Source organism: Pseudomonas sp. SED1 (assembly GCF_034044025.1).
Lineage (GTDB): Bacteria > Pseudomonadota > Gammaproteobacteria > Pseudomonadales > Pseudomonadaceae > Aquipseudomonas.
The window spans coordinates 86,432-106,413 of sequence record NZ_JAXCIS010000229.1; the positions used below are offsets into that span (position 1 = coordinate 86,432).

19 protein-coding genes are annotated in these 19,982 nt (G+C 60.6%); 12 read left to right on the forward strand and 7 right to left on the reverse strand.

From position 1 onward, the window contains the following. Positions 1-8: 8 nt before the first annotated feature. Positions 9-788 (reverse strand): transporter substrate-binding domain-containing protein, encoded by a 780-nt coding sequence (locus SNL23_RS29220; RefSeq protein WP_076013038.1) that lies wholly within the window; start codon positions 786-788, stop codon positions 9-11. A 134-nt stretch (positions 789-922) separates the two neighbouring features. Here SNL23_RS29220 and SNL23_RS29225 point away from each other — a divergent pair, with 134 nt between their 5' ends. Further along, on the forward strand, positions 923-1,363 hold the full coding sequence (locus tag SNL23_RS29225; protein WP_063026439.1) for a DUF4399 domain-containing protein: 441 nt from the start codon (positions 923-925) through the stop codon (positions 1,361-1,363). 63 nt (positions 1,364-1,426) lie between these two features. Here SNL23_RS29225 and serA read toward each other — a convergent pair whose 3' ends face one another. Continuing rightward, positions 1,427-2,656, reverse strand: coding sequence for a phosphoglycerate dehydrogenase (serA, locus tag SNL23_RS29230; protein WP_076013037.1), 1,230 nt, complete (start codon positions 2,654-2,656; stop codon positions 1,427-1,429). Between the two features lie 204 nt (positions 2,657-2,860). Here serA and SNL23_RS29235 point away from each other — a divergent pair, with 204 nt between their 5' ends. The 4 genes from SNL23_RS29235 (at position 2,861) to SNL23_RS29250 (ending at position 7,147) form a co-directional block, all read left to right on the forward strand. Continuing rightward, the gene (locus SNL23_RS29235) at positions 2,861-4,255 is read left to right on the forward strand and encodes an FAD-binding oxidoreductase (protein ID WP_076013036.1); all 1,395 of its coding nucleotides are present in this window, start codon (positions 2,861-2,863) and stop codon (positions 4,253-4,255) included. Positions 4,256-4,277: 22 nt separating this feature from the next. Beyond that, entirely contained in the window at positions 4,278-4,943 is a 666-nt protein-coding gene (locus SNL23_RS29240; RefSeq protein WP_010167806.1) for a fumarylacetoacetate hydrolase family protein, read from the forward strand. A 247-nt stretch (positions 4,944-5,190) separates the two neighbouring features. Next, complete coding sequence (locus SNL23_RS29245) at positions 5,191-6,120, forward strand: SdiA-regulated domain-containing protein (protein ID WP_318304467.1); 930 nt, start codon at positions 5,191-5,193, stop codon at positions 6,118-6,120. 118 nt (positions 6,121-6,238) lie between these two features. Continuing rightward, the gene (locus tag SNL23_RS29250; protein ID WP_318304468.1) at positions 6,239-7,147 is read left to right on the forward strand and encodes an SdiA-regulated domain-containing protein; all 909 of its coding nucleotides are present in this window, start codon (positions 6,239-6,241) and stop codon (positions 7,145-7,147) included. On the opposite strand, the gene SNL23_RS29255 is transcribed toward SNL23_RS29250, so the two are convergent. Together SNL23_RS29255 and rpiA are read right to left on the reverse strand one after the other, a co-directional pair. Continuing rightward, complete coding sequence (locus tag SNL23_RS29255; protein ID WP_318304470.1) at positions 7,148-9,100, reverse strand: autotransporter domain-containing protein; 1,953 nt, start codon at positions 9,098-9,100, stop codon at positions 7,148-7,150. A gap of 316 nt (positions 9,101-9,416) precedes the next feature. Then, the gene (gene rpiA, locus SNL23_RS29260) at positions 9,417-10,088 is read right to left on the reverse strand and encodes a ribose-5-phosphate isomerase RpiA (protein ID WP_008438935.1); all 672 of its coding nucleotides are present in this window, start codon (positions 10,086-10,088) and stop codon (positions 9,417-9,419) included. Between the two features lie 136 nt (positions 10,089-10,224). Here rpiA and ilvA point away from each other — a divergent pair, with 136 nt between their 5' ends. Together ilvA and SNL23_RS29270 are read left to right on the forward strand one after the other, a co-directional pair. Beyond that, entirely contained in the window at positions 10,225-11,739 is a 1,515-nt protein-coding gene (ilvA, locus tag SNL23_RS29265) for a threonine ammonia-lyase, biosynthetic (RefSeq protein WP_003213834.1), read from the forward strand. A 40-nt stretch (positions 11,740-11,779) separates the two neighbouring features. Then, positions 11,780-12,193: a DUF2269 family protein gene (locus SNL23_RS29270; protein ID WP_093203960.1), complete on the forward strand. Its 414-nt coding sequence runs from the start codon at positions 11,780-11,782 to the stop codon at positions 12,191-12,193. 112 nt (positions 12,194-12,305) lie between these two features. Here the strand turns inward: SNL23_RS29270 and SNL23_RS29275 are convergent, their stop codons facing one another. After that, entirely contained in the window at positions 12,306-12,962 is a 657-nt protein-coding gene (locus SNL23_RS29275; protein WP_167664067.1) for an HAD family hydrolase, read from the reverse strand. Between the two features lie 143 nt (positions 12,963-13,105). On the opposite strand from SNL23_RS29275, the gene SNL23_RS29280 reads away from it, so the two are divergent. Beyond that, a complete protein-coding gene (locus SNL23_RS29280) occupies positions 13,106-13,585 on the forward strand; it encodes an RNA pyrophosphohydrolase (RefSeq protein ID WP_003176750.1) in 480 nt (159 codons plus the stop codon). 22 nt (positions 13,586-13,607) lie between these two features. Further along, positions 13,608-15,887 (forward strand): phosphoenolpyruvate--protein phosphotransferase, encoded by a 2,280-nt coding sequence (ptsP, locus tag SNL23_RS29285; protein WP_076013030.1) that lies wholly within the window; start codon positions 13,608-13,610, stop codon positions 15,885-15,887. Between the two features lie 137 nt (positions 15,888-16,024). Here the strand turns inward: ptsP and SNL23_RS29290 are convergent, their stop codons facing one another. Beyond that, complete coding sequence (locus SNL23_RS29290; protein WP_318304473.1) at positions 16,025-16,771, reverse strand: NRDE family protein; 747 nt, start codon at positions 16,769-16,771, stop codon at positions 16,025-16,027. An 89-nt stretch (positions 16,772-16,860) separates the two neighbouring features. On the opposite strand from SNL23_RS29290, the gene SNL23_RS29295 reads away from it, so the two are divergent. The 3 genes from SNL23_RS29295 (at position 16,861) to SNL23_RS29305 (ending at position 19,407) form a co-directional block, all read left to right on the forward strand. Then, entirely contained in the window at positions 16,861-17,643 is a 783-nt protein-coding gene (locus tag SNL23_RS29295) for a sulfite exporter TauE/SafE family protein (RefSeq protein WP_076013028.1), read from the forward strand. 66 nt (positions 17,644-17,709) lie between these two features. Beyond that, positions 17,710-18,522, forward strand: coding sequence for a prolipoprotein diacylglyceryl transferase (lgt, locus tag SNL23_RS29300; RefSeq protein ID WP_318304474.1), 813 nt, complete (start codon positions 17,710-17,712; stop codon positions 18,520-18,522). A gap of 51 nt (positions 18,523-18,573) precedes the next feature. Continuing rightward, a complete protein-coding gene (locus tag SNL23_RS29305) occupies positions 18,574-19,407 on the forward strand; it encodes a thymidylate synthase (protein WP_076013026.1) in 834 nt (277 codons plus the stop codon). Positions 19,408-19,532: 125 nt separating this feature from the next. On the opposite strand, the gene cadR is transcribed toward SNL23_RS29305, so the two are convergent. Then, on the reverse strand, positions 19,533-19,982 hold the full coding sequence (gene cadR, locus SNL23_RS29310) for a Cd(II)/Pb(II)-responsive transcriptional regulator (protein ID WP_017476559.1): 450 nt from the start codon (positions 19,980-19,982) through the stop codon (positions 19,533-19,535).

Below are 19,982 nucleotides of genomic sequence, written 5' to 3' on the forward strand. Positions count from 1 at the left end.
CGAGTCGTTTATTCGGCCTTTTTCACCGGCTTGCTCGCATCCATTCCGAACCACTTCTCCGACAACGCCGTCAGCCGGCCATCGGCCTTCACCCGTTGCAGGGCCTTGTCCAGGCTGGCCTTGAACGCCGGGTTACCCTTCTGGAACGGAATCGCCAGGCTCAGCGTAGGGCCAACGTCTGCACCCTCTTTCACCGGCAACTGGCTGTCGCGAATCGCGTAGGGAATCAGCAACCGGTCACTGATGGCGGCATCGATCTGTTGGTCTGCGACGTCCTTGATCGGCTGCTTGGCATCGGCATAACTACGCAAATCCACGCCCTCGGCGGTGCGCGCCTGCTCCACAAACTGACTGCCCTGGGCCACGCCCAGCGCCTTGCCCTTGAGCGCCGCGAAGCTGCCCAGCGGGCGTTGTTCCTGCTTGCGCACGATCAGTTGTGCACTGGAGTAGCTGTAGGGCTCGCTGAAGTCGAAACGATCCGCCAGTTCAGGAGTCATAGCGATATGGTTGATGGCCACGTCGTACTTGGCGCTTTCCACGCCCGCCAGCAACTCGGCGGCATCGACGGTGATAAAGGAGGGGCGTACGTCCATTTCCTTGGCCAGTAACTCACCCAGCTCCACTTCAAAGCCGGTGAGTTTGTCGCCTTCCTTGAAGTTGAAGGGCGGGGTGTTGGCTTCCAGGGCGATGCGCAATTCCCCACGGTCAAACACATCGTCGATCAGTTCGGCGTGGGCCAAGGGGCTCACAAGGGGAAGTAAAAGTAACAGGCCAGGCAGGAAGCGCATGGTCTCTCCTAAAGAATTCGAATGAGCGAGGCGCTGTTCCGGCTCGCTTTGCTATGGTGTTGAGTGCCTTGGACAGCAATTTGTCGCGAAGTTGTCATAACCCTACAGATTTCACCGAAAAACTGGAGAAGTGAATGAAAGCCTTTTTGACCCGTGCAACCCTGGCCAGCCTGCTGCTGGGTGCTTCGATGTTGGCGACCGCTGCTGATGGCATCCCGCGCAGCGCTCCACCAGAAGGTGCCAAAGTGTTCATCGTGTCGCCCAAAGACGGCGCCACTGTCGATAAAACCTTCACCGTGAAATTCGGCATGGAAGGCCTGAAGCTGGCCCCGGCCACCAGCCAGGACCCTGGCACCGGCCACCATCACCTGCTGATCGATCAGAAAGCATTGCCTGACGCCAGCGTGCCAATCCCGGCCACCGACACCGTGATCCACTACGGCAAGGCCCAGACCGAAACCGAGCTGACCCTCACCCCAGGCAAGCACACGCTGCAACTGGTAGCCGGCGACAAGCTGCATATGCAGTTCAACCCGACTGTAGCGTCAAAAGTCATCACGGTTAATGTGAAGTAAGATTTGTTCAGACGAAAAAAGGGAGACCCGAGGGTCTCCCTTTTTTTGTGCACGTTTTAACGATTAGAACAACACGCGGCTACGGATAGTGCCTTTGATGTGTTGCAGCTTCTCTTGCGCCAGGTCCGAGTATTCGGCGTCTACGTCGATAACCACGTAGCCGACTTTCTCGTTGGTCTGCAGGAACTGACCGGAAATGTTGATACCGTTTTCCGCGAAGACCTTGTTGATCTCCATCATCACGCCAGGGATGTTCTGGTGGATGTGCAGCAGACGGTGCTTGCCAGGGTGAGCCGGCAGGGCCACTTCCGGGAAGTTGACCGAGGACACCGACGTACCGTTGTCGCTGTACTTGACCAGTTTCTCCGACACTTCCAGGCCGATGTTGGCTTGGGCTTCAGCGGTGGAGCCGCCGATGTGCGGGGTCAGGATCACGTTGTCCAGGCCGCGCAGCGGGCTTTCGAAGATGTCGTCGTTAGAGCGCGGCTCTACCGGGAACACGTCGATGGCGGCGCCGATCAGGTGCTTATCCTTGATCGCGTCGGCCAGGGCGTCCAGCTCAACAACAGTGCCGCGTGCGGCGTTGATCAGGATCCCGCCCTTCTTGATGGCACGGATTTCCTTCTCGCCGATCATCCACTGGGTCTCAGCGGTTTCCGGTACGTGCAGGGTCACGATGTCGGACATGCCCAGCAGCTCGGTCAGGCTCGACACCTGAGTGGCGTTGCCCAATGGCAGCTTGGTCAGGGTGTCGTAGAAGAACACCTGCATGCCCAGGCCTTCGGCCAGAACCGACAGTTGAGTGCCGATCGAGCCGTAACCGACGATACCCAGCTTCTTGCCGCGGATTTCGAAGGAGTTGGCTGCGCTCTTGATCCAGCCGCCACGGTGGCAGGAAGCGTTCTTCTCCGGAATACCGCGCAACAGCAGGATGGCCTCGGCCAATACCAGCTCAGCAACGGAGCGGGTGTTGGAGTACGGTGCGTTGAACACCGCGATGCCGCGCTCGCGCGCTGCGTTGAGGTCGACCTGGTTGGTGCCGATGCAGAAACAACCTACAGCGACAAGCTTCTTGGCGTGATCGAAGATCTCTTCGGTCAGCTGAGTGCGGGAGCGAATGCCGATAAAGTGCGCGTCGGCGATCTTTTCCTTGAGCTGGGCTTCCGGCAGAGAACTGGTGATGTACTCAATGCTGGAGTACCCAGCAGCCTTCAGAACTTCGACGGCCGATGGGTGGACGCCTTCCAGAAGAAGGAACTTGATCTTGCTCTTATCGAGAGAAGTCTTGCTCATCTGCGTAAACCTGTATCCCGGAGAAAAATGGCAGGGAATCGAGCAGCGCAAGCTGACCCGGACGGCAGGAAAGCCGTCACCGCAGAACGCCCTTGGGCACTATCCTGCGGGGGCGGTATGCTAGCATACGTGCCCCGCTAAACACCCATTCCTGCGACGTGAAGCGTTCTCAGGATGACCATGAATTGTTCGAGAGTTCTGTCGATGACCCATCCTGCCCTGATTGATGAGCTGAAGACCCTGGTTGAGCCTGGCAAGGTCCTGACCGATGCTGACTCCCTTGAGGCTTACGGCAAGGACTGGACCAAGCATTTCGCCCCAGCCCCGGTGGCCATCGTCTTCCCGAAGACCACCGAACAGGTGCAGGCCATCGTCCGTTGGGCCAATGAACACAAGGTGGCGCTGGTGCCGTCCGGTGGCCGTACCGGCTTGTCGGCTGCTGCGGTGGCGGCCAATGGCGAAGTGGTCGTGTCGTTCGACTATATGAACCAGATCCTCGACGTGAACCTCACCGACCGCACCGCCGTGTGCCAGCCGGGCGTGGTCACCAAGCAATTGCAGAACGTCGCCGAAGAAAAAGGCCTGTATTACCCGGTGGACTTCGCTTCGTCCGGTTCCAGCCAGATTGGCGGCAATATCGGCACCAATGCCGGCGGGATCAAGGTCATTCGCTACGGCATGACCCGTAACTGGGTCGCCGGCATGAAAGTCGTCACCGGCAAGGGCGACTTGCTGGAGCTGAATAAAGACCTGATCAAGAACGCCACCGGCTACGACATGCGCCAGCTGTTCATCGGCGCGGAAGGCACCCTGGGCTTTGTGGTCGAAGCGACCATGCGCCTGGACCGGGCGCCTAAAAACCTCACCGCGATGGTGCTCGGCACCACCGATTTCGACTCGATCATGCCGGTGTTGCACGCCTTCCAGAGCAAGCTGGACCTGACCGCCTTCGAGTTCTTCTCCGACAAGGCCCTGGCCAAAGTCCTCGCGCGCGGCGACGTGCCGGCGCCGTTCGAGTCCGACTGCCCGTTCTACGCGCTGCTGGAATTTGAAGCGACCACCGAAGAAGTGGCCAACGACGCCCTGGCCACGTTCGAACACTGCGTGGAGCAGGGCTGGGTGCTGGACGGCGTGATGAGCCAGAGCGAAACCCAACTGCACAACCTGTGGAAGCTGCGCGAGTACATCTCCGAGACCATCTCCCACTGGACGCCGTACAAGAACGACATTTCGGTGACTGTGTCGAAAGTGCCGGCCTTCCTGAAGGAAATCGACGCGATCGTCGGCGAACACTACCCGGACTTCGAAATCGTCTGGTTCGGCCACATCGGCGACGGCAACCTGCACCTGAACATCCTCAAGCCGGAAAACCTGAGCAAGGATGAGTTCTTCGCCAAGTGCGCCACCGTGAACAAGTGGGTGTTCGAGACCGTGCAGAAGTACAACGGCTCGATCTCCGCCGAACACGGCGTGGGTATGACCAAGCGCGACTACCTGACCTACAGCCGCTCGCCGGTTGAAATCGAATACATGAAGGCAGTGAAAGCGGTGTTCGACCCGAACGGGATCATGAACCCGGGCAAGATTTTCGCTGTTTAACAGTCCCTGAAGGAGTCGGTCCATGAGCTATCAGCACAAATATGTCGACGGCACCAATATTCACTTTCCGCTAGGGAAAGTGGTGTGCATCGGGCGTAACTACGCCGAACACGCCAAGGAACTGGATAACCCGGTACCCACCGAGCCGCTGCTGTTTATCAAACCCGGCAGCTGCGTGGTGGCGCTGGAAGGCGGTTTCGCCATTCCTACCGAGCGCGGTTCGGTGCACTACGAAGCGGAAATCGCGGTGTTGATCGGCAAGCCGCTGTCGACCAAGCCGAGCCGCGAGGAAGTGCTGGACGCCATCTCCGGCTTTGCCCCGGCCCTGGACCTGACCCTGCGGGACAAACAGGCCGAGCTGAAAGCCAAGGGCCTGCCGTGGGAAATCGCTAAGTCGTTTGATGGCGCGGCAGTGATTGCACCGTTCGTGGTCGGCAGTACCTTCCCGGACGTGACTGACATCGGCATTCGCCTGACCATCAATGGCGAAGTGCGCCAGGACGGCAACAGCGCGATCATGCTCAACCCGATCATCCCGATGATCCAGTACATGGCCGGTTGCTTCTCGCTGCAGGCCGGGGATGTGATCCTCACCGGTACGCCGGCAGGCGTGGGCCCGCTGAACGTGGGCGATGAGCTGGTGCTGGAATTGCCGGGTGTGAGCCGGTTCGAAAGCAGCGTTCGCTAAATACCTGGCGAAACGCGATCAAAAATGTGGGAGCGGGCTTGCTCGCGAATGCGGTGTGTCAGTCGCCGGATGTATTGGCTGATCCACCGCCTTCGCGAGCAAACCCGCTCCCACATTTGATCGGTGTATGGCTGCAAAATCGGGGTTTTGCATTTTTTTCACACCCCATCCGGATAATCCTCAGCCTCCTGCGCGCGGACCTTGTGATCCTGTGCTATCCCCTAAAGCTGACTTTCTGGAAAGCGTAATGGCCGTGCCTCTCCCCTCCGTAAAACCCACGTTGCGTTCACGCCTTGCCATGCGCTGGTATTCCTGGCTGTTCCTGGCCGGCGCGATCATCTATGGCGTGGCCTGGGCCATGCATTGGGACGATCGCGGCGTGTTGTGGGTGGCGGAGGGCTTCGAAACCCCGACCGAGCGCCTGGAAAGTGTCTGGCTCCCGGACTACCACGCGGTGATCGACGCCAAGCTGCTGCCCGGCATGGAGAAGGACGAAGCCTCGGACCTGGCGTATAACCCGCTGACCAAGACCCTGTTCTCGGTCATGGGTAAGAACCCGTTCCTGGTTGAGCTGACCCTGCAAGGCGACGTGCTGCGCAAGATGCCGCTCAACGGCTGGAACAACCCGGAAGGCGTGACCATGATGGAAAACGGCCTGATGGCTGTGGTCGATGAGCGTCAGCACAGCCTGACCATCATCAAGGTTGACCCGCAGACCCAGCAGTTGAGCAAAGCCGACTTCCCGTCCTATGACCTCGGCCCCTCGAAGGACCAGAACAAAGCCTTCGAAGCGATCACCTGGGACAAGCGCAATCAACAGCTGATCCTCGGCGAAGAACGCCCGCCGGCCCTGTTTACCTGGAAAAGCGACGGCAGCCAGACGCTCACCGGTGACAAGCAGAAGCTCGCCAGCACCGAATTGGACATGCGCAACCTCTCGGCACTGACCGTCGACCCGCGTACTGGCCATCTGCTGGCGCTGTCGGCCGATTCCCATCTGCTGCTGGAACTCGACGAAAAGGGCGAGCAAGTCAGCTTCATGACTTTGCTCGGTGGCTTCAATGGCTTGAAGAACACCATTCCCCGTGCCGAAGGCGTAACCATGGACGAGAACGGCACGCTGTACATGGTCAGCGAGCCGAACCTGTTCTACCGTTTCGAGAAACAGGCGCAGTAGTTCGATTACGTCAGATTTTTCGCTATTTGCGGCATCTGCCAGACACCCGGGGCGTTTAAGTTTAAATTCAGGCGACCGTGATATTCATTCGCCAGTTTTCACTTTGAGCCCCGCCCCGATGCGTCGACTTGCCCGTCCCAAACCTGCTTTTTTCATCCTGATCCTGATCGCCCTGGTGGCTTGCGGTGTGGTTGCCCAGCAATTGCGTCTGTTCGAGCGTGCCTGGTTCAACTGGCAATCCTGGCGCAATCCCGCCGGGGAGCATTCGATTGGCCTGGGGGATTACCGAGTAGCCCTGGAAGCGCAGGTGATCGACGGCCTCAACGATGATGTCTCGGCCCTGACCTTTGATCCGGTGCGCAACAGCCTGTTTACCGTGACCAACAAGAATGCCGAGCTGGTGGAGCTGTCCCTGGAGGGCAAAATCCTGCGGCGCATTGCGCTGGTGGGTTTTGGTGATGCGGAGGCGGTGGAGTACATCAGCGACAACACGTACGTCATCAGCGACGAGCGCCAGCAGCGGTTGATCAAGGTCCATGTGGATGACGATACCCAATTCCTCGATGCCGCCGACGCCGAGCAAATGACCCTCGGCGTGCACCTGGGTGGCAATAATGGCTTCGAAGGCCTGGCCTATGACTCGGTGGGCAAGCGCCTGTTTGTGGCCAAGGAACGTGACCCGATGCTGATCTACGAGGTGCACGGCTTTCCCCATTTCAAACCGGAAAAAACCTACTCGGTGCACGTGATCAACAACCCCAAGCGCGATGCCGGGTTGTTTGTGCGCGACCTGTCGAGCCTGCAATACGACGAGCGCAGCGGCCATTTACTGGCGCTGTCGGATGAGTCATTCCTGGTGCTGGAACTGGATATCGACGGTCGTCCCCTGAGCAGTTTGTCGCTGCTCAAGGGGCGCCATGGCCTGGAGCAGCGAGTGCCTCAGGCCGAGGGGATTGCCATGGACAACGACGGCACGTTGTACATGGTCAGTGAGCCGAACCTCTTTTATGTGTTCAAGAAGCCCTGATCAGAACATCCACTGCACGCCCAGCGAATAGCCGGTCTGGCTACCCTCGGCATGGCCCAATCGGCCGTTCACTTCGGCATACACGCCTAACTGCGGAGTGATTGCCAGTTGGCTGCCGACCTGGGCGCGGCCGAAGCTTTTATCTACTGACCCCAGCCGGGCCGTGCGTGCCTGGCCATCGGCGCGGGCGGTCAGGTCAAGGTCGTCCAGGCGGCCGTCGGCCAGTTCCTTGACCCAGGCGATGTCGGCGTAAGGCATCAGGCTCAGGCCATAAGGCAAGGCGACAGCACCGCGCACACGCCAGCCGAGGCTGGCTTCAAGTGAGTCGAACGACTGTTCTTCGTACTCAAGGGCGGTACGCAGGTCCTGCTTTTCATGGAATTTATCGATGCGGTAATGGGTGTAGTCCAGTCCGGCAAAGGGCCCGCTCTTGATCGCGCCGAAGTCGAAGTCATAGCCGCCCAGCACCCGCGCGCCCATTGCCAGCGCATCGGTTTTCCCAGTCAGGTGCTGATTGAGCAATACCGGCCCACCGTTGGCCTGGATCAGCAAATTGCGCCGGGAGTCAAAGCGACTGTGGCCCACGCTCAAGTCGCCGGCCAGCCAGCTCGGGCCGCCGTCATTCAACAGTGCGTAAGCGGCTGCCTGCCAGGTGTCGCTTTGCAGTTTGCCGCGATGCTCAAGCTTGTCGCGCCCATTGAGGTAGCTGAGGCTGGCGCCGAGGTTCAGGCTGGAACTCAACTGGTAGTCGCCCAGGGCATGCAAGCCGAGATTCCGCGCCTCGGGGTTGGGAGCGGCGTCGAAACCACTGTCGGGGTTGTATTCGCCGTCTACGCCGATTTCGCCATCGAAGCTGCCGACCTCGCGGCTAGCCGACTGCAGGGTCAGCCAGCGGCGATCGTGCAGGCGCACCATCGACTGATGCTGGCGTTGCAGGTTGTCCTGCATGTTGCGCGCAACGGCGCCACCCGAGGCGGTGGAGGCCATCAAGTCGGCATTGGTCAACTCCAATACCAGCCGGCTGAGCAGCCGCGAATAGTCCCGCAGGCGCTGATCAATACGTTCCTGGCCGAAGGCGTTGGTCAGCACGTCCTTGTTGTCCTCGGTAGGGTCGTGCCAGGTCGATCCGCCGGGGATGGCCGGGTTGTTGGTCTGGGTGTAACCATCCAGGTCGCCCAATTCCCAGTTGGTTGCTTCGATGTACAGGATCGGGATATTCAGCGGCTCGAAGGGTTCGCCGTCGCTGCAGCAGCCGGTGCCCTTGGGGTGTTGCGGGTCGAGGCCGGGGTTGGTGAACAGCGGAATGTTCAGCTCCCTGGCGATCTGGAACGTGTGCTCGCGCAACGACGCCAGCGCCGGGTTGGCCGTGCTGTTCTGGCCGGCGTGGGCGTACATCATGTCGCCGGTGATCAGGCTGTCGAGGTTGATCATCGCCAGCATGTTGGCCTTCTGGCTGGCGCTCAATGCGTTGACGAAGGCTTTCGAGCCGCGCAAGCCTTCTTCCTCCGCGCCAAAGCCGACGATTTGCAGGCCGTTCTCCAACTGCAGCCCGCCCAGGTTTTTTGCCACCTCGGTCAGCACACTGGCGCCGGAGCCGTTGTCATCGAGGCCTTGCAAGGTGGGGCGACCAAAGTAGGTGTCGAAGTGCGCGCCGATCACCACATATTGCGGCTGGGTGCCGGCGGCGTAGGCCACCACGTTTTGCGAACTGCGGGAGGTGCCGCTCGCGGCCCAGGAAAAATCCTGGCGGCTGATGCTGTAGGCGCTGCCCATCTGGCTTTGCATCCAATCGGCGGCCCCGGCGAAATTGGCGGTGCCGCGATAGCGACCGGGATAGTCGTTGATCAGCGTTTCCAGGGTGGTGTTGGCGTGTTGGCCGTAATCGTATGACTGGGCGCTGGTGGACAGCAGGGCACTGGCAACGCTGACAGCGAGGGCTAGAGGCTTTATCACAGGGTCTTCCTTGAAGTGATTGGAGTCGGGAGCCGAGACCTTTTGCACAATGCGCGCCTCATTCCATGGGCGGCGGCGAATTGGCGCATTGTTAAACGCACGAGTCGCCTGGCTGTAATTTGTAACAGATTTGATACGAAGCGCGGCGAGAGATGCCGAGGCGGGTGCTCGGTTTCGGCCGAGGGTGAGCGCAAATGCTGCTTGCAGGAGCACGTTTGCTCGCGAAAAACGTTACCGGTAACGCGGGTCGTCCTGAGCGGGCGAGGCGCTTGTTGGTTTTTCGCGGGCAAGCCCGCTCCTACAGTGGAGGAGCGGTTCAGGCTTTGAGGGTTTTCACGCCTTCCGGGGTGCCCAGCAGCAATACGTCAGCCGGGCGTGCCGCGAACAGGCCGTTGGTGACGACGCCGACGATGGCGTTGATCTGGCGCTCCAGTTCCACCGGGTTGGTGATCTGCATGTTGAACACGTCGATGATGATGTTGCCGTTGTCGGTCAGCACGCCTTCGCGGTACACCGGGTCGCCGCCCAGCTTCACCAGCTCGCGGGCCACGTGGCTGCGGGCCATCGGGATCACTTCAACCGGCAGCGGGAACGCGCCAAGTACGGGCACCAGTTTGCTGGCATCGGCGATGCAGATGAAGGTCTTGGCCACGGCCGCGACGATCTTCTCGCGGGTCAGTGCTGCGCCGCCGCCCTTGATCAGGTTCAGGTGTGCGTCGCTTTCATCGGCGCCGTCGACATAGAACTCCAGGTCGCTGACGGTGTTCAGCTCATACACCGGAATACCGTGGCCCTTGAGCCGCGCAGCGGTGGCTTCGGAGCTGGCGACCGCGCCGTCGAACGCGCCCTTGTGCAGGGCCAGCGCATCGATAAAGCAGTTGGCGGTGGAGCCGGTGCCGACACCGACGATGCTTTTATCGTCGAGTTTAGGAAGGATTAAATCGACGGCGGCCTGGGCCACTGCCTGTTTGAGTTGATCCTGGGTCATGCGGGCTCCGGAACGGGCGGGGAGTAAAGAGGGGCGCGAGTATAACCCAACAAAACCTCGGTTTTCGTGTGGTCGCCCGGCCGAACGCTGGGTTAGACTCCTTGGCCCTGCCCAACCCGCCCAGTGATGCTTTCCGATGCTTGAACAGTACGTCAAAAAGATCCTCACCTCGCGCGTTTACGACGTTGCCGTAGAAACCCCGCTGCAGACCGCCCGCCAGCTCTCCGAGCGCCTGGGTAACAAGGTCTGGCTCAAGCGCGAAGACTTGCAGCCGGTGTTCTCGTTCAAGATTCGCGGTGCCTACAACAAGCTGACCCAACTGAGCGCCGAAGAACGTGCGCGCGGCGTGGTCACCGCTTCAGCGGGCAACCACGCCCAGGGCCTGGCCCTGGCGGCCAAGGTGCTGGGGGTCAAGGCCACCATCGTGATGCCCAAGACCACGCCCGAGATCAAGGTCGAAGGCGTGCGCTCCCGTGGCGGCAAAGTGGTGCTGCACGGGGATTCTTTCCCGGAAGCGCTGGCGTATTCGCTGAAGCTGGTCGACGAAAAAGGCTACGTCTACATTCACCCCTACGATGATCCGCACACCATTGCCGGGCAGGGCACGGTGGCGATGGAGATTCTGCGCCAGCACCCGGGGCCGCTGGACGCGATTTTCGTCCCGGTGGGCGGTGGTGGCCTGATCGCCGGGATCGCGGCGTACGTGAAATACCTGCGGCCTGAAATCAAGATCATCGGCGTCGAGCCGGACGACTCCAACTGCCTGCAAGCCGCCATGGCGGCGGGCGAGCGCGTGGTATTGCCGACCGTGGGCATCTTCGCCGACGGCGTGGCAGTGGCGCAGATCGGCCAGCACACCTTCGACATCTGCAAGGACTACGTGGATGAAGTGATCACCGTCAGCACCGATGAAATCTGCGCGGCGATCAAGGACATCTACGACGACACCCGCTCCATCACGGAGCCGGCTGGCGCCCTGGGCGTGGCGGGCATCAAGAAGTACGTCGAGACCCGTGGCATCACCGGGCAAACCCTGGTGGCCATTGATTCCGGGGCCAACGTCAACTTCGACCGCCTGCGCCACGTGGCCGAGCGCGCCGAGTTGGGTGAAGGCCGCGAAGCCATCATCGCCGTGACCATCCCCGAGAAGCCGGGCAGCTTCAAGGCCTTCTGCGAGGCCGTGGGCAAGCGCCAGATCACCGAATTCAACTACCGCTACCACTCTGGCCGCGAAGCGCACATTTTTGTCGGCGTGCAGACCCACCCGGAAAATGACCCGCGCAGCGCGCTGATCGCCAGCCTTACCAGCCAGGGTTTCCCGGTGCTGGACCTGACGGAAAACGAACTGGCCAAGCTGCACATCCGCCATATGGTCGGTGGCCATGCGGCGCACGTCAGCGACGAAGTGGTGTTCCGCTTCGAATTCCCGGAACGTCCGGGAGCGTTGTTCAACTTCCTCAACAAATTGGGCGGGCGCTGGAACATCTCGATGTTCCACTATCGCAACCACGGCGCCGCTGACGGGCGCGTAGTGGCGGGCCTGCAAGTGCCGGCGGACGAGCGCCACCTGGTGCCGGCGGCGCTGGAAGCCATTGGCTACCCGTACTGGGATGAAAGTGATAACCCGGCCTACCAACTGTTCCTCGGTTGAGCGACTACGCTGACTGAGCGGCCTTCAAGGAATCGAGAACATGGAAACGCTGACCACCCTTAAAGTTATCCACATCGCGGCCACGGTGTTGCTGCTGCTCAGCGGCGTCGCGCTGGCGGTGCTGGCCTGGCGCAAACGCAGCGCAGGGCCTGCCTATACCGTGCAGCGGCCGTGGGTGTTTGTGTGGTTGTTGATGGGGATTTGCGTAGTGAGCATGCCGTTCACCGGCTGGTGGCTGGCGCACTTGATCGGCTGGCCGCTGGGGCAAACCTGGATTCTGGGTTCGAGCGTGATCTACACCGTGGCGGCGCTGAGCTGGTTCTGGCTGGTGGCGCGGCTTAATCGACTGCGGTTGGGCGGGGCGGGGAGTGTGAACTTTACTTTGGCGCTGGCGGTGGTGAGCCTGGTGGGGTTTGTGGCGATTGCCGGGTTGATGGGTGCTAAACCCGTTTAAGGCTTGAAACCGGGTCGCCTTCATTCGCGAGCAAGCCCGCTCCCACATTCGACTGCATTCCAACGGTGGAACTCGATCAAATGTGGGAGCGGGCTTGCTCGCGAAAGCGTTATCAGCCGCGCAGGCTAATCACCGGCCAACCACGCTTCTCAGCCTCAGCCCGCAGATTCGGATCCGGATCCACCGCCACCGCGTTCGTCACCTGCTCCAGCAACGGCAGGTCATTCATCGAATCGCTATAGAAGTAACTGTCCTCCAGGCTATACCCGGTCTCTTCCAGCCAACGATTCAAGCGCGTCACTTTACCTTCGCGAAAGCACGGGATATCCGTGCTGCGCCCGGTGTAACGGCCACCTTCCATCTCGCATTCCGTCGCAATCAGGGTTTCAACCCCCAGCCGCTCGGCAATCGGTGCCGTCACAAAACGGTTGGTCGCGGTGATGATCACCAGCTTGTCGCCCGCCGCCCGGTGCTTGGCCAGCAATTCAACCGCCTGGGGCAGCATGATCGGCTCGATGCAGTCGCGCATGTAGTCGCGGTGCCACTCATCCAGCTGGGCCATCTCGGTGCGGCCGAGGATTTCCAGGCAGAAGTTCAGGTACTCGGCATTATCCAGCTTGCCGGCCAGGTAGTCCTGGTAGAACTCATCGTTGCGGGCCTTGTAGGCCACGGCGTCGAGAATCCCGCGTTCACAGAGGTAATCGCCCCAGGCGTGATCGCTGTCACCCCCCAAAAGCGTGTTGTCCAAGTCGAATAAAGCCAGGCGCATTGCAGTTACTCGCTGAAAAGTCTGTAAAAAGGCGTCCAGAATACGGTCTTTTCACAAGAGTGCACATAAGGTAAGCAGCCTCGTTGCCGCTGTATCAATCTTTGTGGAACAATGCGGTGACATGCGTTTGCGAGGTTGTTGCCGTGATCGACCCCGATGGTTTCCGTCCTAATGTCGGGATTATTCTTACGAATGATGCCGGACAGGTGCTATGGGCTCGCCGTATCAACCAAGATGCCTGGCAGTTTCCTCAAGGCGGAATCAACCCCGACGAAACCCCTGAAGACGCCTTGTACCGTGAGTTGAACGAAGAAGTAGGCCTTGAACGTGAAGATGTGCAAATTCTGGCCTGCACCCGAGGCTGGTTGCGCTATCGTTTGCCGCAACGTCTGGTGCGTACCCACAGCCAACCGCTGTGCATCGGCCAGAAACAGAAATGGTTTCTCCTGCGCCTGATCTCCAACGAGCAGCGGGTGCGGATGGATTTGACCGGTAAACCGGAGTTCGATGGCTGGCGCTGGGTCAGTTATTGGTATCCGTTGGGCCAGGTGGTGACATTCAAGCGCGAGGTTTATCGTCGCGCTCTTAAAGAGCTTGCCCCGCGCCTTTTAGCGCGCGACTGACGACGGAGTTCGACCCCGAGCCATGCTCAATACGCTGCGCAAGATCGTCCAGGAAGTTAACTCCGCCAAGGATCTCAAGGCGGCGTTGGGGATTATTGTGTTGCGCGTCAAGGAAGCCATGGGCAGCCAGGTCTGCTCGGTTTACCTGCTGGACCCCGAGACCAACCGTTTTGTCCTGATGGCCACCGAGGGCTTGAACAAGCGCTCCATCGGCAAGGTCAGCATGGCGCCCAATGAAGGTCTGGTGGGCCTGGTGGGGACGCGTGAAGAACCCCTGAACCTTGAAAACGCTGCCGATCACCCGCGTTATCGCTACTTTGCCGAAACCGGCGAAGAGCGCTACGCCTCGTTCCTCGGTGCACCGATCATTCACCACCGCCGCGTTGTCGGCGTGTTGGTCATCCAGCAGAAAGAACGCCGCCAGTTCGACGAAGGTGAAGAAGCCTTCCTCGTGACCATGAGCGCGCAGCTCGCCGGGGTTATTGCCCACGCCGAGGCCACCGGTTCGATTCGCGGCCTGGGGCGCCAGGGCAAGGGTATCCAGGAAGCCAAGTTCGTCGGCGTACCGGGTTCGCCGGGCGCAGCCGTCGGTACCGCCGTGGTCATGCTGCCGCCGGCCGACCTGGACGTGGTGCCGGACAAGACCGTCACCGACATCGACGCTGAAATCATCCTCTTCAAGACCGCCCTCGAAGGCGTGCGCAATGACATGCGTACCCTGTCGACCAAGCTGGCCACCCAGCTACGGCCTGAAGAACGGGCGCTCTTCGACGTGTACCTGATGATGCTTGACGACGCGTCCCTGGGCAGCGAAGTCAAGGACGTGATCAAGACCGGCCAGTGGGCCCAGGGCGCGCTGCGCCAAGTGGTCACCGATCACGTCAACCGTTTCGAATTGATGGACGACGCCTACCTGCGCGAACGCGCCTCGGACGTGAAAGACCTCGGTCGCCGCCTGCTGGCCTACCTGCAGGAGGAACGCTCGACCACGCTGGTGTACCCCGATAACACCATCCTGATCAGTGAAGAACTGACCGCCACCATGCTCGGCGAAGTGCCGGAAGGCAAACTGGTGGGCCTGGTCTCGGTATTGGGTTCGGGTAACTCCCACGTCGCGATCCTGGCCCGGGCCATGGGCATCCCGACGGTGATGGGCCTGGTGGACCTGCCGTATTCCAAGGTCGACGGCATCCAAATGATCGTCGACGGCTACCACGGCGAGGTCTACACCAACCCCAGCGAAGTGCTGCGTAAGCAATACGCTGAAGTGGTGGAAGAAGAACGCCAGCTGTCCCAGGGCCTCGACGCCCTGCGGGAACTGCCGTGCGTGACCCTCGACGGCCACCGTGTACCGCTGCTGGTCAACACCGGGCTGCTGGCGGACGTGGCGCGCGCACAGCAGCGCGGCGCTGAAGGTGTTGGGCTGTACCGCACCGAAGTGCCGTTCATGATCAACCAACGTTTTCCGAGTGAGAAGGAGCAGCTGGCGATTTATCGCGAGCAACTGTCCGCCTTCCATCCGTTGCCGGTGACCATGCGCAGCCTGGACATTGGCGGCGACAAGTCACTGTCGTATTTCCCCATCAAGGAAGACAACCCCTTCCTTGGCTGGCGCGGTATTCGCGTTACCCTCGACCATCCTGAAATCTTCCTAGTCCAGACCCGCGCCATGCTCAAGGCCAGCGAAGGCCTGAATAACCTGCGCATTCTTCTCCCGATGATCTCCGGCACCCACGAGCTGGAAGAAGCCCTGCACCTGATCCACCGTGCCTGGGGCGAAGTGCGCGACGAAGGTTCTGATGTACCGATGCCGCCGATTGGCGTGATGATCGAGATTCCGGCGGCGGTGTACCAGGCTAAAGAGCTGGCGCGGCAGGTGGACTTCCTGTCGGTGGGTTCCAACGACCTTACCCAATACCTGCTGGCCGTTGACCGCAACAACCCACGGGTGGCCGACCTTTACGACTACTTGCACCCGGCAGTGCTGCAAGCCTTGCAGAACGTGGTGCGCGACGCCCATGCCGAAGGCAAGCAAGTGAGTATCTGCGGCGAGATGGCCGGTGACCCGGCGGCGGCCGTGCTGTTGATGGCGATGGGCTTTGACAGCCTGTCGATGAACGCCACCAACTTGCCGAAGGTGAAATGGATGCTGCGCCAGATCAACCTGAGCCGGGCCAAGGAACTGCTGGCGGAATTGATGACCATCGACAACCCGCAAGTTATCCACAGCTCGCTGCAATTGGCGCTGAAGAACCTTGGGTTGGCGCGGATGATCAACCCGGCGTCTGCAAAAAGCCTCTAACCGGATTTCAGAGCCTGTCCCCAATCGAAATGTGGGAGCGGGCTTGCTCGCGAAGGCGGTGTATCAGTCACCGGATGTATTGACTGACACCCTGTATTCGCGAGCAAGCCCGCTCCCACATTTGATTTGCGTGACGTTCAGATTTTGAGTTCCACCTCGCCCAGCCTGCCGCCATGGGGCCCAAAACTGCGCTCCACGATATGCCGTGTCCCGTCGGCATTCACAATCAGCGCCGTGCTCGCCCGAGTCCCGTAACTGGGGCTGGCAATAAACACGCTCGACAACAAACTCTCTGTCGCCAACCCCACGCCGGTATCCGGCAAGTCGGCAAAAGGCGCGGTCTGCGGGTCGCTCAAAATCCCCAGCAAGGCCTCGGGCTGAGGATCTTCCAGCACTTGCGTCAGCGCCGCCTTGGCCTTCAACAACTTCGGCCACGGCGTATCCAGCCCCGCGTTGGATAACCCATAAACCCCTGCTTCCAGGCGCGTCGGCGCTGATTCGCTGGCGTTGTAATGCCACAATTCGTCCCGCGTCCCCACCAACAGGTTAAACCCGGCATATTCAATCGATCTGCCGTTAACGTCGGCCAAATAGTCGTCAATCGACAGCGAGCCGCTGAGAAAACGCGCCACCAATTCGCCCCGCGACTTGCGCGCCGGCGGCTGGTGCGGGTCACGGATATTGGTCAGCGCCGCAAAGCGACCATCCGCCCCGACCCCCAGCCAGGTCCCGCCGGCTTCCTGGTCGCGCCCGGCGTAAACATGGGGCGCATCCAGCCACTGGGCCAACGGCAGACTGGGCCGGGCATAGAACTCATCACGGTTGGCCGCGACGATCAGCGGCTGGGCGTGGCCCGGCCGCCAGGCAAAAACAATCAGGCACATAAGGAAATCCCTTTGTGTTTTGCCCACTCTACCCATAGAACCCTGTGCTTTGCATCCGTTAACATGCCGGTCTGTTTTCGGGGGCTCCCATGGAATTTCTGCTGTATTTGCTGCTGGGATCCTGTGCGGGCATGCTCGCCGGGCTGTTTGGCGTGGGCGGCGGGATCATTATCGTGCCGGTGCTGGTGTTCAGTTTCACCTTGCAGGGCTTCGATCCCTCGGTGTTGACCCACCTCGCTGTCGGCACGTCCCTGGCGTCTATTATTTTCACCTCGGTCAACGCGGTGCGCGAGCATCACCGCCGGGGCGCCGTGCGCTGGCCGATCTTTGTGTGGATGGCTGTGGGCATTCTGCTGGGTGCAGGCTTCGGCGCGCTGACTGCCGAGGCGATTTCCGGGCCGCATTTGCAGAAGATCATCGGTGTGTTCGCCCTGGTGATCGCGTTGCAGATGACCCTGGAGCTCAAGCCCAAGGCCAGCCGCCAGGTGCCGGGCAAGCTCGGCCTGACCTTGGCCGGCGGCGTGATCGGCTGGTCGTCGGCGATTTTCGGCACCGGTGGTGGTTCGTTGACCGTGCCGTTCCTGACCTGGCGCAGCGTGCCGATGCAGCAGGCAGTGGCCACTTCGTCGGCCTGCGGCTTGCCGATCGCCCTGGCCAGTGCATTAAGTTTCATGATTCTGGGCTGGCATGACCCGCTGCTGCCCGAGCATAGTCTCGGCTTTGTGTATTTGCCGGCGCTGCTGGGCATTGCCCTGACCAGCATGGTGGCGGCCCGTTTCGGCGCGCGCCTGGCGCATCGGTTGTCGCCACGCTTGCTCAAGCGGCTGTTCGCCGGCTTGCTGTTTTGCGTAGGTTTGAATTTTTTGTTGTAACGCAGGCTTAATCGCGCAACGGCATGGTCCGATGCGCCATGACTATTGATTTAACGAGGAGTCGCAATGCTGCCTTACCCGCAGATCAACCCGGTGGCCTTGGCCATCGGTCCGCTGCAAATCCATTGGTACGGGTTGATGTACCTGATCGGCATCGGCGGTGCCTGGCTGCTGGCTTCCCGGCGCCTGAACCGTTTCGACCCGACCTGGACCAAGGAGAAGCTCTCCGACATGGTGTTCTGGATGTCGATGGGGGTCATCGTCGGCGGACGCCTGGGGTATGTGCTGTTCTACGACCTGCCAGCCTACATCGCCAACCCGACGCTGATCTTCGAGGTGTGGAAGGGCGGCATGGCGTTCCACGGCGGGTTTGTGGGCGTGATGATCGCTGCCTGGTGGTTTGGCCGGCGTAACGGCAAGTCGTTCTTCCAGCTGATGGACTTCGTCGCGCCGTTCGTGCCGATTGGCCTGGGTGCCGGGCGTATCGGTAACTTCATCAATGCCGAATTGTGGGGCAAGCCGACTGACGTGCCGTGGGCCATGGTGTTCCCGCCCTTCAGCGACCCGGCGCAATTGCCGCGTCATCCGTCGCAGCTGTACCAGTTCGCCCTGGAAGGTGTGGCGCTGTTCCTGATCCTCTATATCTTCTCGCGCAAGCCACGCCCAACCATGGCCGTGTCGGGCATGTTCGCGCTGTTCTACGGGATCTTCCGCTTTATCGTCGAGTTCGTGCGGGTGCCGGATGCGCAGCTGGGCTACCTGGCGTGGGGCTGGTTGACCATGGGTCAGATTCTCAGCCTGCCGATGATCATCGCCGGCCTGGGTCTGCTGTGGTGGGCTTACAATCGCCCGCAAGGCATCAAGAACACCGCGCTTTAAATTCGAACGCCGGGGCCCGAGGGTCCCGGCTTCAACGAAACAGGTATAGACATGAAGCAATATCTCGAACTACTGAACGATGTCGTGACCAATGGCCTGACCAAGGGCGATCGCACCGGCACCGGCACCAAGGCGGTGTTTGCCCGTCAGTTTCGGCATAGCTTGGCCGACGGCTTCCCGCTGCTGACCACCAAGAAGCTTCACTTCAAAAGCATCGCCAACGAATTGATCTGGATGCTGAGTGGCAACACCAACATCAAGTGGTTGAACGAGAATGGCGTAAAAATCTGGGACGAATGGGCCACCGAAGACGGCGACCTGGGCCCGGTGTACGGCGAGCAGTGGACCGCCTGGCCAACCAAGGACGGCGGCAAGATCAACCAGATCGACTACATGGTCGAGACGCTGAAGACCAACCCCAACAGCCGCCGCATCCTGTTCCACGGCTGGAACGTCGAGTACCTGCCGGACGAGACCAAAAGCCCCCAGCAAAACGCCCGCGACGGCAAGCAAGCGCTGCCGCCTTGCCACCTGCTGTACCAGGCTTTTGTGCATGACGGTCACCTGTCGATGCAGTTGTACATCCGCAGCTCCGATGTATTCCTCGGTCTGCCGTACAACACCGCGGCCCTGGCGTTGCTCACCCATATGCTGGCCCAACAGTGCGACCTGATCCCTCACGAGATCATCGTCACCACGGGCGACACCCATGCCTACAGCAACCATATGGAACAGATCCAGACCCAGCTGGCGCGCACGCCGAAGAAGCTGCCGGAACTGGTGATCAAGCGCAAACCCGAGTCGATCTACGATTACAAATTCGAAGACTTTGAAATCGTGGGCTACGACGCCGACCCGAGCATCAAGGCCGACGTAGCCATTTAAAGGCGGTCTCGGTCTAAATGTGGGAGGGGGCTTGCTCGCGAATACGGTGTATCAGAAACACATTCAGTGGCTGACACTCCGCTTTCGCGAGCAAGCCCGCTCCCACATTTGTTTTGTGTACACATTCAATGGCCGTGGCTTCTGCCCACATGTGAGGGCTCAGCCTCGCTGGCCGCGACACTCCCGCTGACTTCCAGCCGCTGCAAAATCCCGCACTGGTCCAGATCCGGCCCGCCGCCGCAGCGTTGGCGCAGGTCGAGCAACTGTTCCTGCAACGCCAGCAGCCCGTCGATCCGCGCTTTCACGTGGTGGATGTGCTCGTCAATCAATGCATTCACGCTTTCGCACTGATCCTGAGGACTGTCCCGCAGGCCCAGCAGGCTGCGAATTTCCTCAAGGGTCATGTCCAGGCTGCGGCAGTTGCGGATAAACACCAGCCGTTCGGTGTGCGCCTGGGTGTACAGGCGGTAGTTTCCATCGCTGCGCGCAGGCGGCGGCAGCAGGCCTTCCTTCTCGTAATAACGGATGGTTTCCACCTGGCAATCCGTCAATTTTGCCAATTCGCCGATCTTCAT

What these genes read in the sequence shown, in the direction of transcription:
- SNL23_RS29220 (WP_076013038.1), bottom strand. Translation starts at nt 788, where the DNA reads ATGCGCTTCCTGCCTGGCCTGTTACTTTTACTTCCCCTTGTGAGCCCC.
- SNL23_RS29225 (WP_063026439.1), top strand. Translation starts at nt 923, where the DNA reads ATGAAAGCCTTTTTGACCCGTGCAACCCTGGCCAGCCTGCTGCTGGGT.
- serA (WP_076013037.1), bottom strand. Translation starts at nt 2,656, where the DNA reads ATGAGCAAGACTTCTCTCGATAAGAGCAAGATCAAGTTCCTTCTTCTG.
- SNL23_RS29235 (WP_076013036.1), top strand. Translation starts at nt 2,861, where the DNA reads ATGACCCATCCTGCCCTGATTGATGAGCTGAAGACCCTGGTTGAGCCT.
- SNL23_RS29240 (WP_010167806.1), top strand. Translation starts at nt 4,278, where the DNA reads ATGAGCTATCAGCACAAATATGTCGACGGCACCAATATTCACTTTCCG.
- SNL23_RS29245 (WP_318304467.1), top strand. Translation starts at nt 5,191, where the DNA reads ATGGCCGTGCCTCTCCCCTCCGTAAAACCCACGTTGCGTTCACGCCTT.
- SNL23_RS29250 (WP_318304468.1), top strand. Translation starts at nt 6,239, where the DNA reads ATGCGTCGACTTGCCCGTCCCAAACCTGCTTTTTTCATCCTGATCCTG.
- rpiA (WP_008438935.1), bottom strand. Translation starts at nt 10,088, where the DNA reads ATGACCCAGGATCAACTCAAACAGGCAGTGGCCCAGGCCGCCGTCGAT.
- ilvA (WP_003213834.1), top strand. Translation starts at nt 10,225, where the DNA reads ATGCTTGAACAGTACGTCAAAAAGATCCTCACCTCGCGCGTTTACGAC.
- SNL23_RS29270 (WP_093203960.1), top strand. Translation starts at nt 11,780, where the DNA reads ATGGAAACGCTGACCACCCTTAAAGTTATCCACATCGCGGCCACGGTG.
- SNL23_RS29275 (WP_167664067.1), bottom strand. Translation starts at nt 12,962, where the DNA reads ATGCGCCTGGCTTTATTCGACTTGGACAACACGCTTTTGGGGGGTGAC.
- ptsP (WP_076013030.1), top strand. Translation starts at nt 13,608, where the DNA reads ATGCTCAATACGCTGCGCAAGATCGTCCAGGAAGTTAACTCCGCCAAG.
- SNL23_RS29290 (WP_318304473.1), bottom strand. Translation starts at nt 16,771, where the DNA reads ATGTGCCTGATTGTTTTTGCCTGGCGGCCGGGCCACGCCCAGCCGCTG.
- SNL23_RS29295 (WP_076013028.1), top strand. Translation starts at nt 16,861, where the DNA reads ATGGAATTTCTGCTGTATTTGCTGCTGGGATCCTGTGCGGGCATGCTC.
- lgt (WP_318304474.1), top strand. Translation starts at nt 17,710, where the DNA reads ATGCTGCCTTACCCGCAGATCAACCCGGTGGCCTTGGCCATCGGTCCG.
- SNL23_RS29305 (WP_076013026.1), top strand. Translation starts at nt 18,574, where the DNA reads ATGAAGCAATATCTCGAACTACTGAACGATGTCGTGACCAATGGCCTG.
- cadR (WP_017476559.1), bottom strand. Translation starts at nt 19,982, where the DNA reads ATGAAGATCGGCGAATTGGCAAAATTGACGGATTGCCAGGTGGAAACC.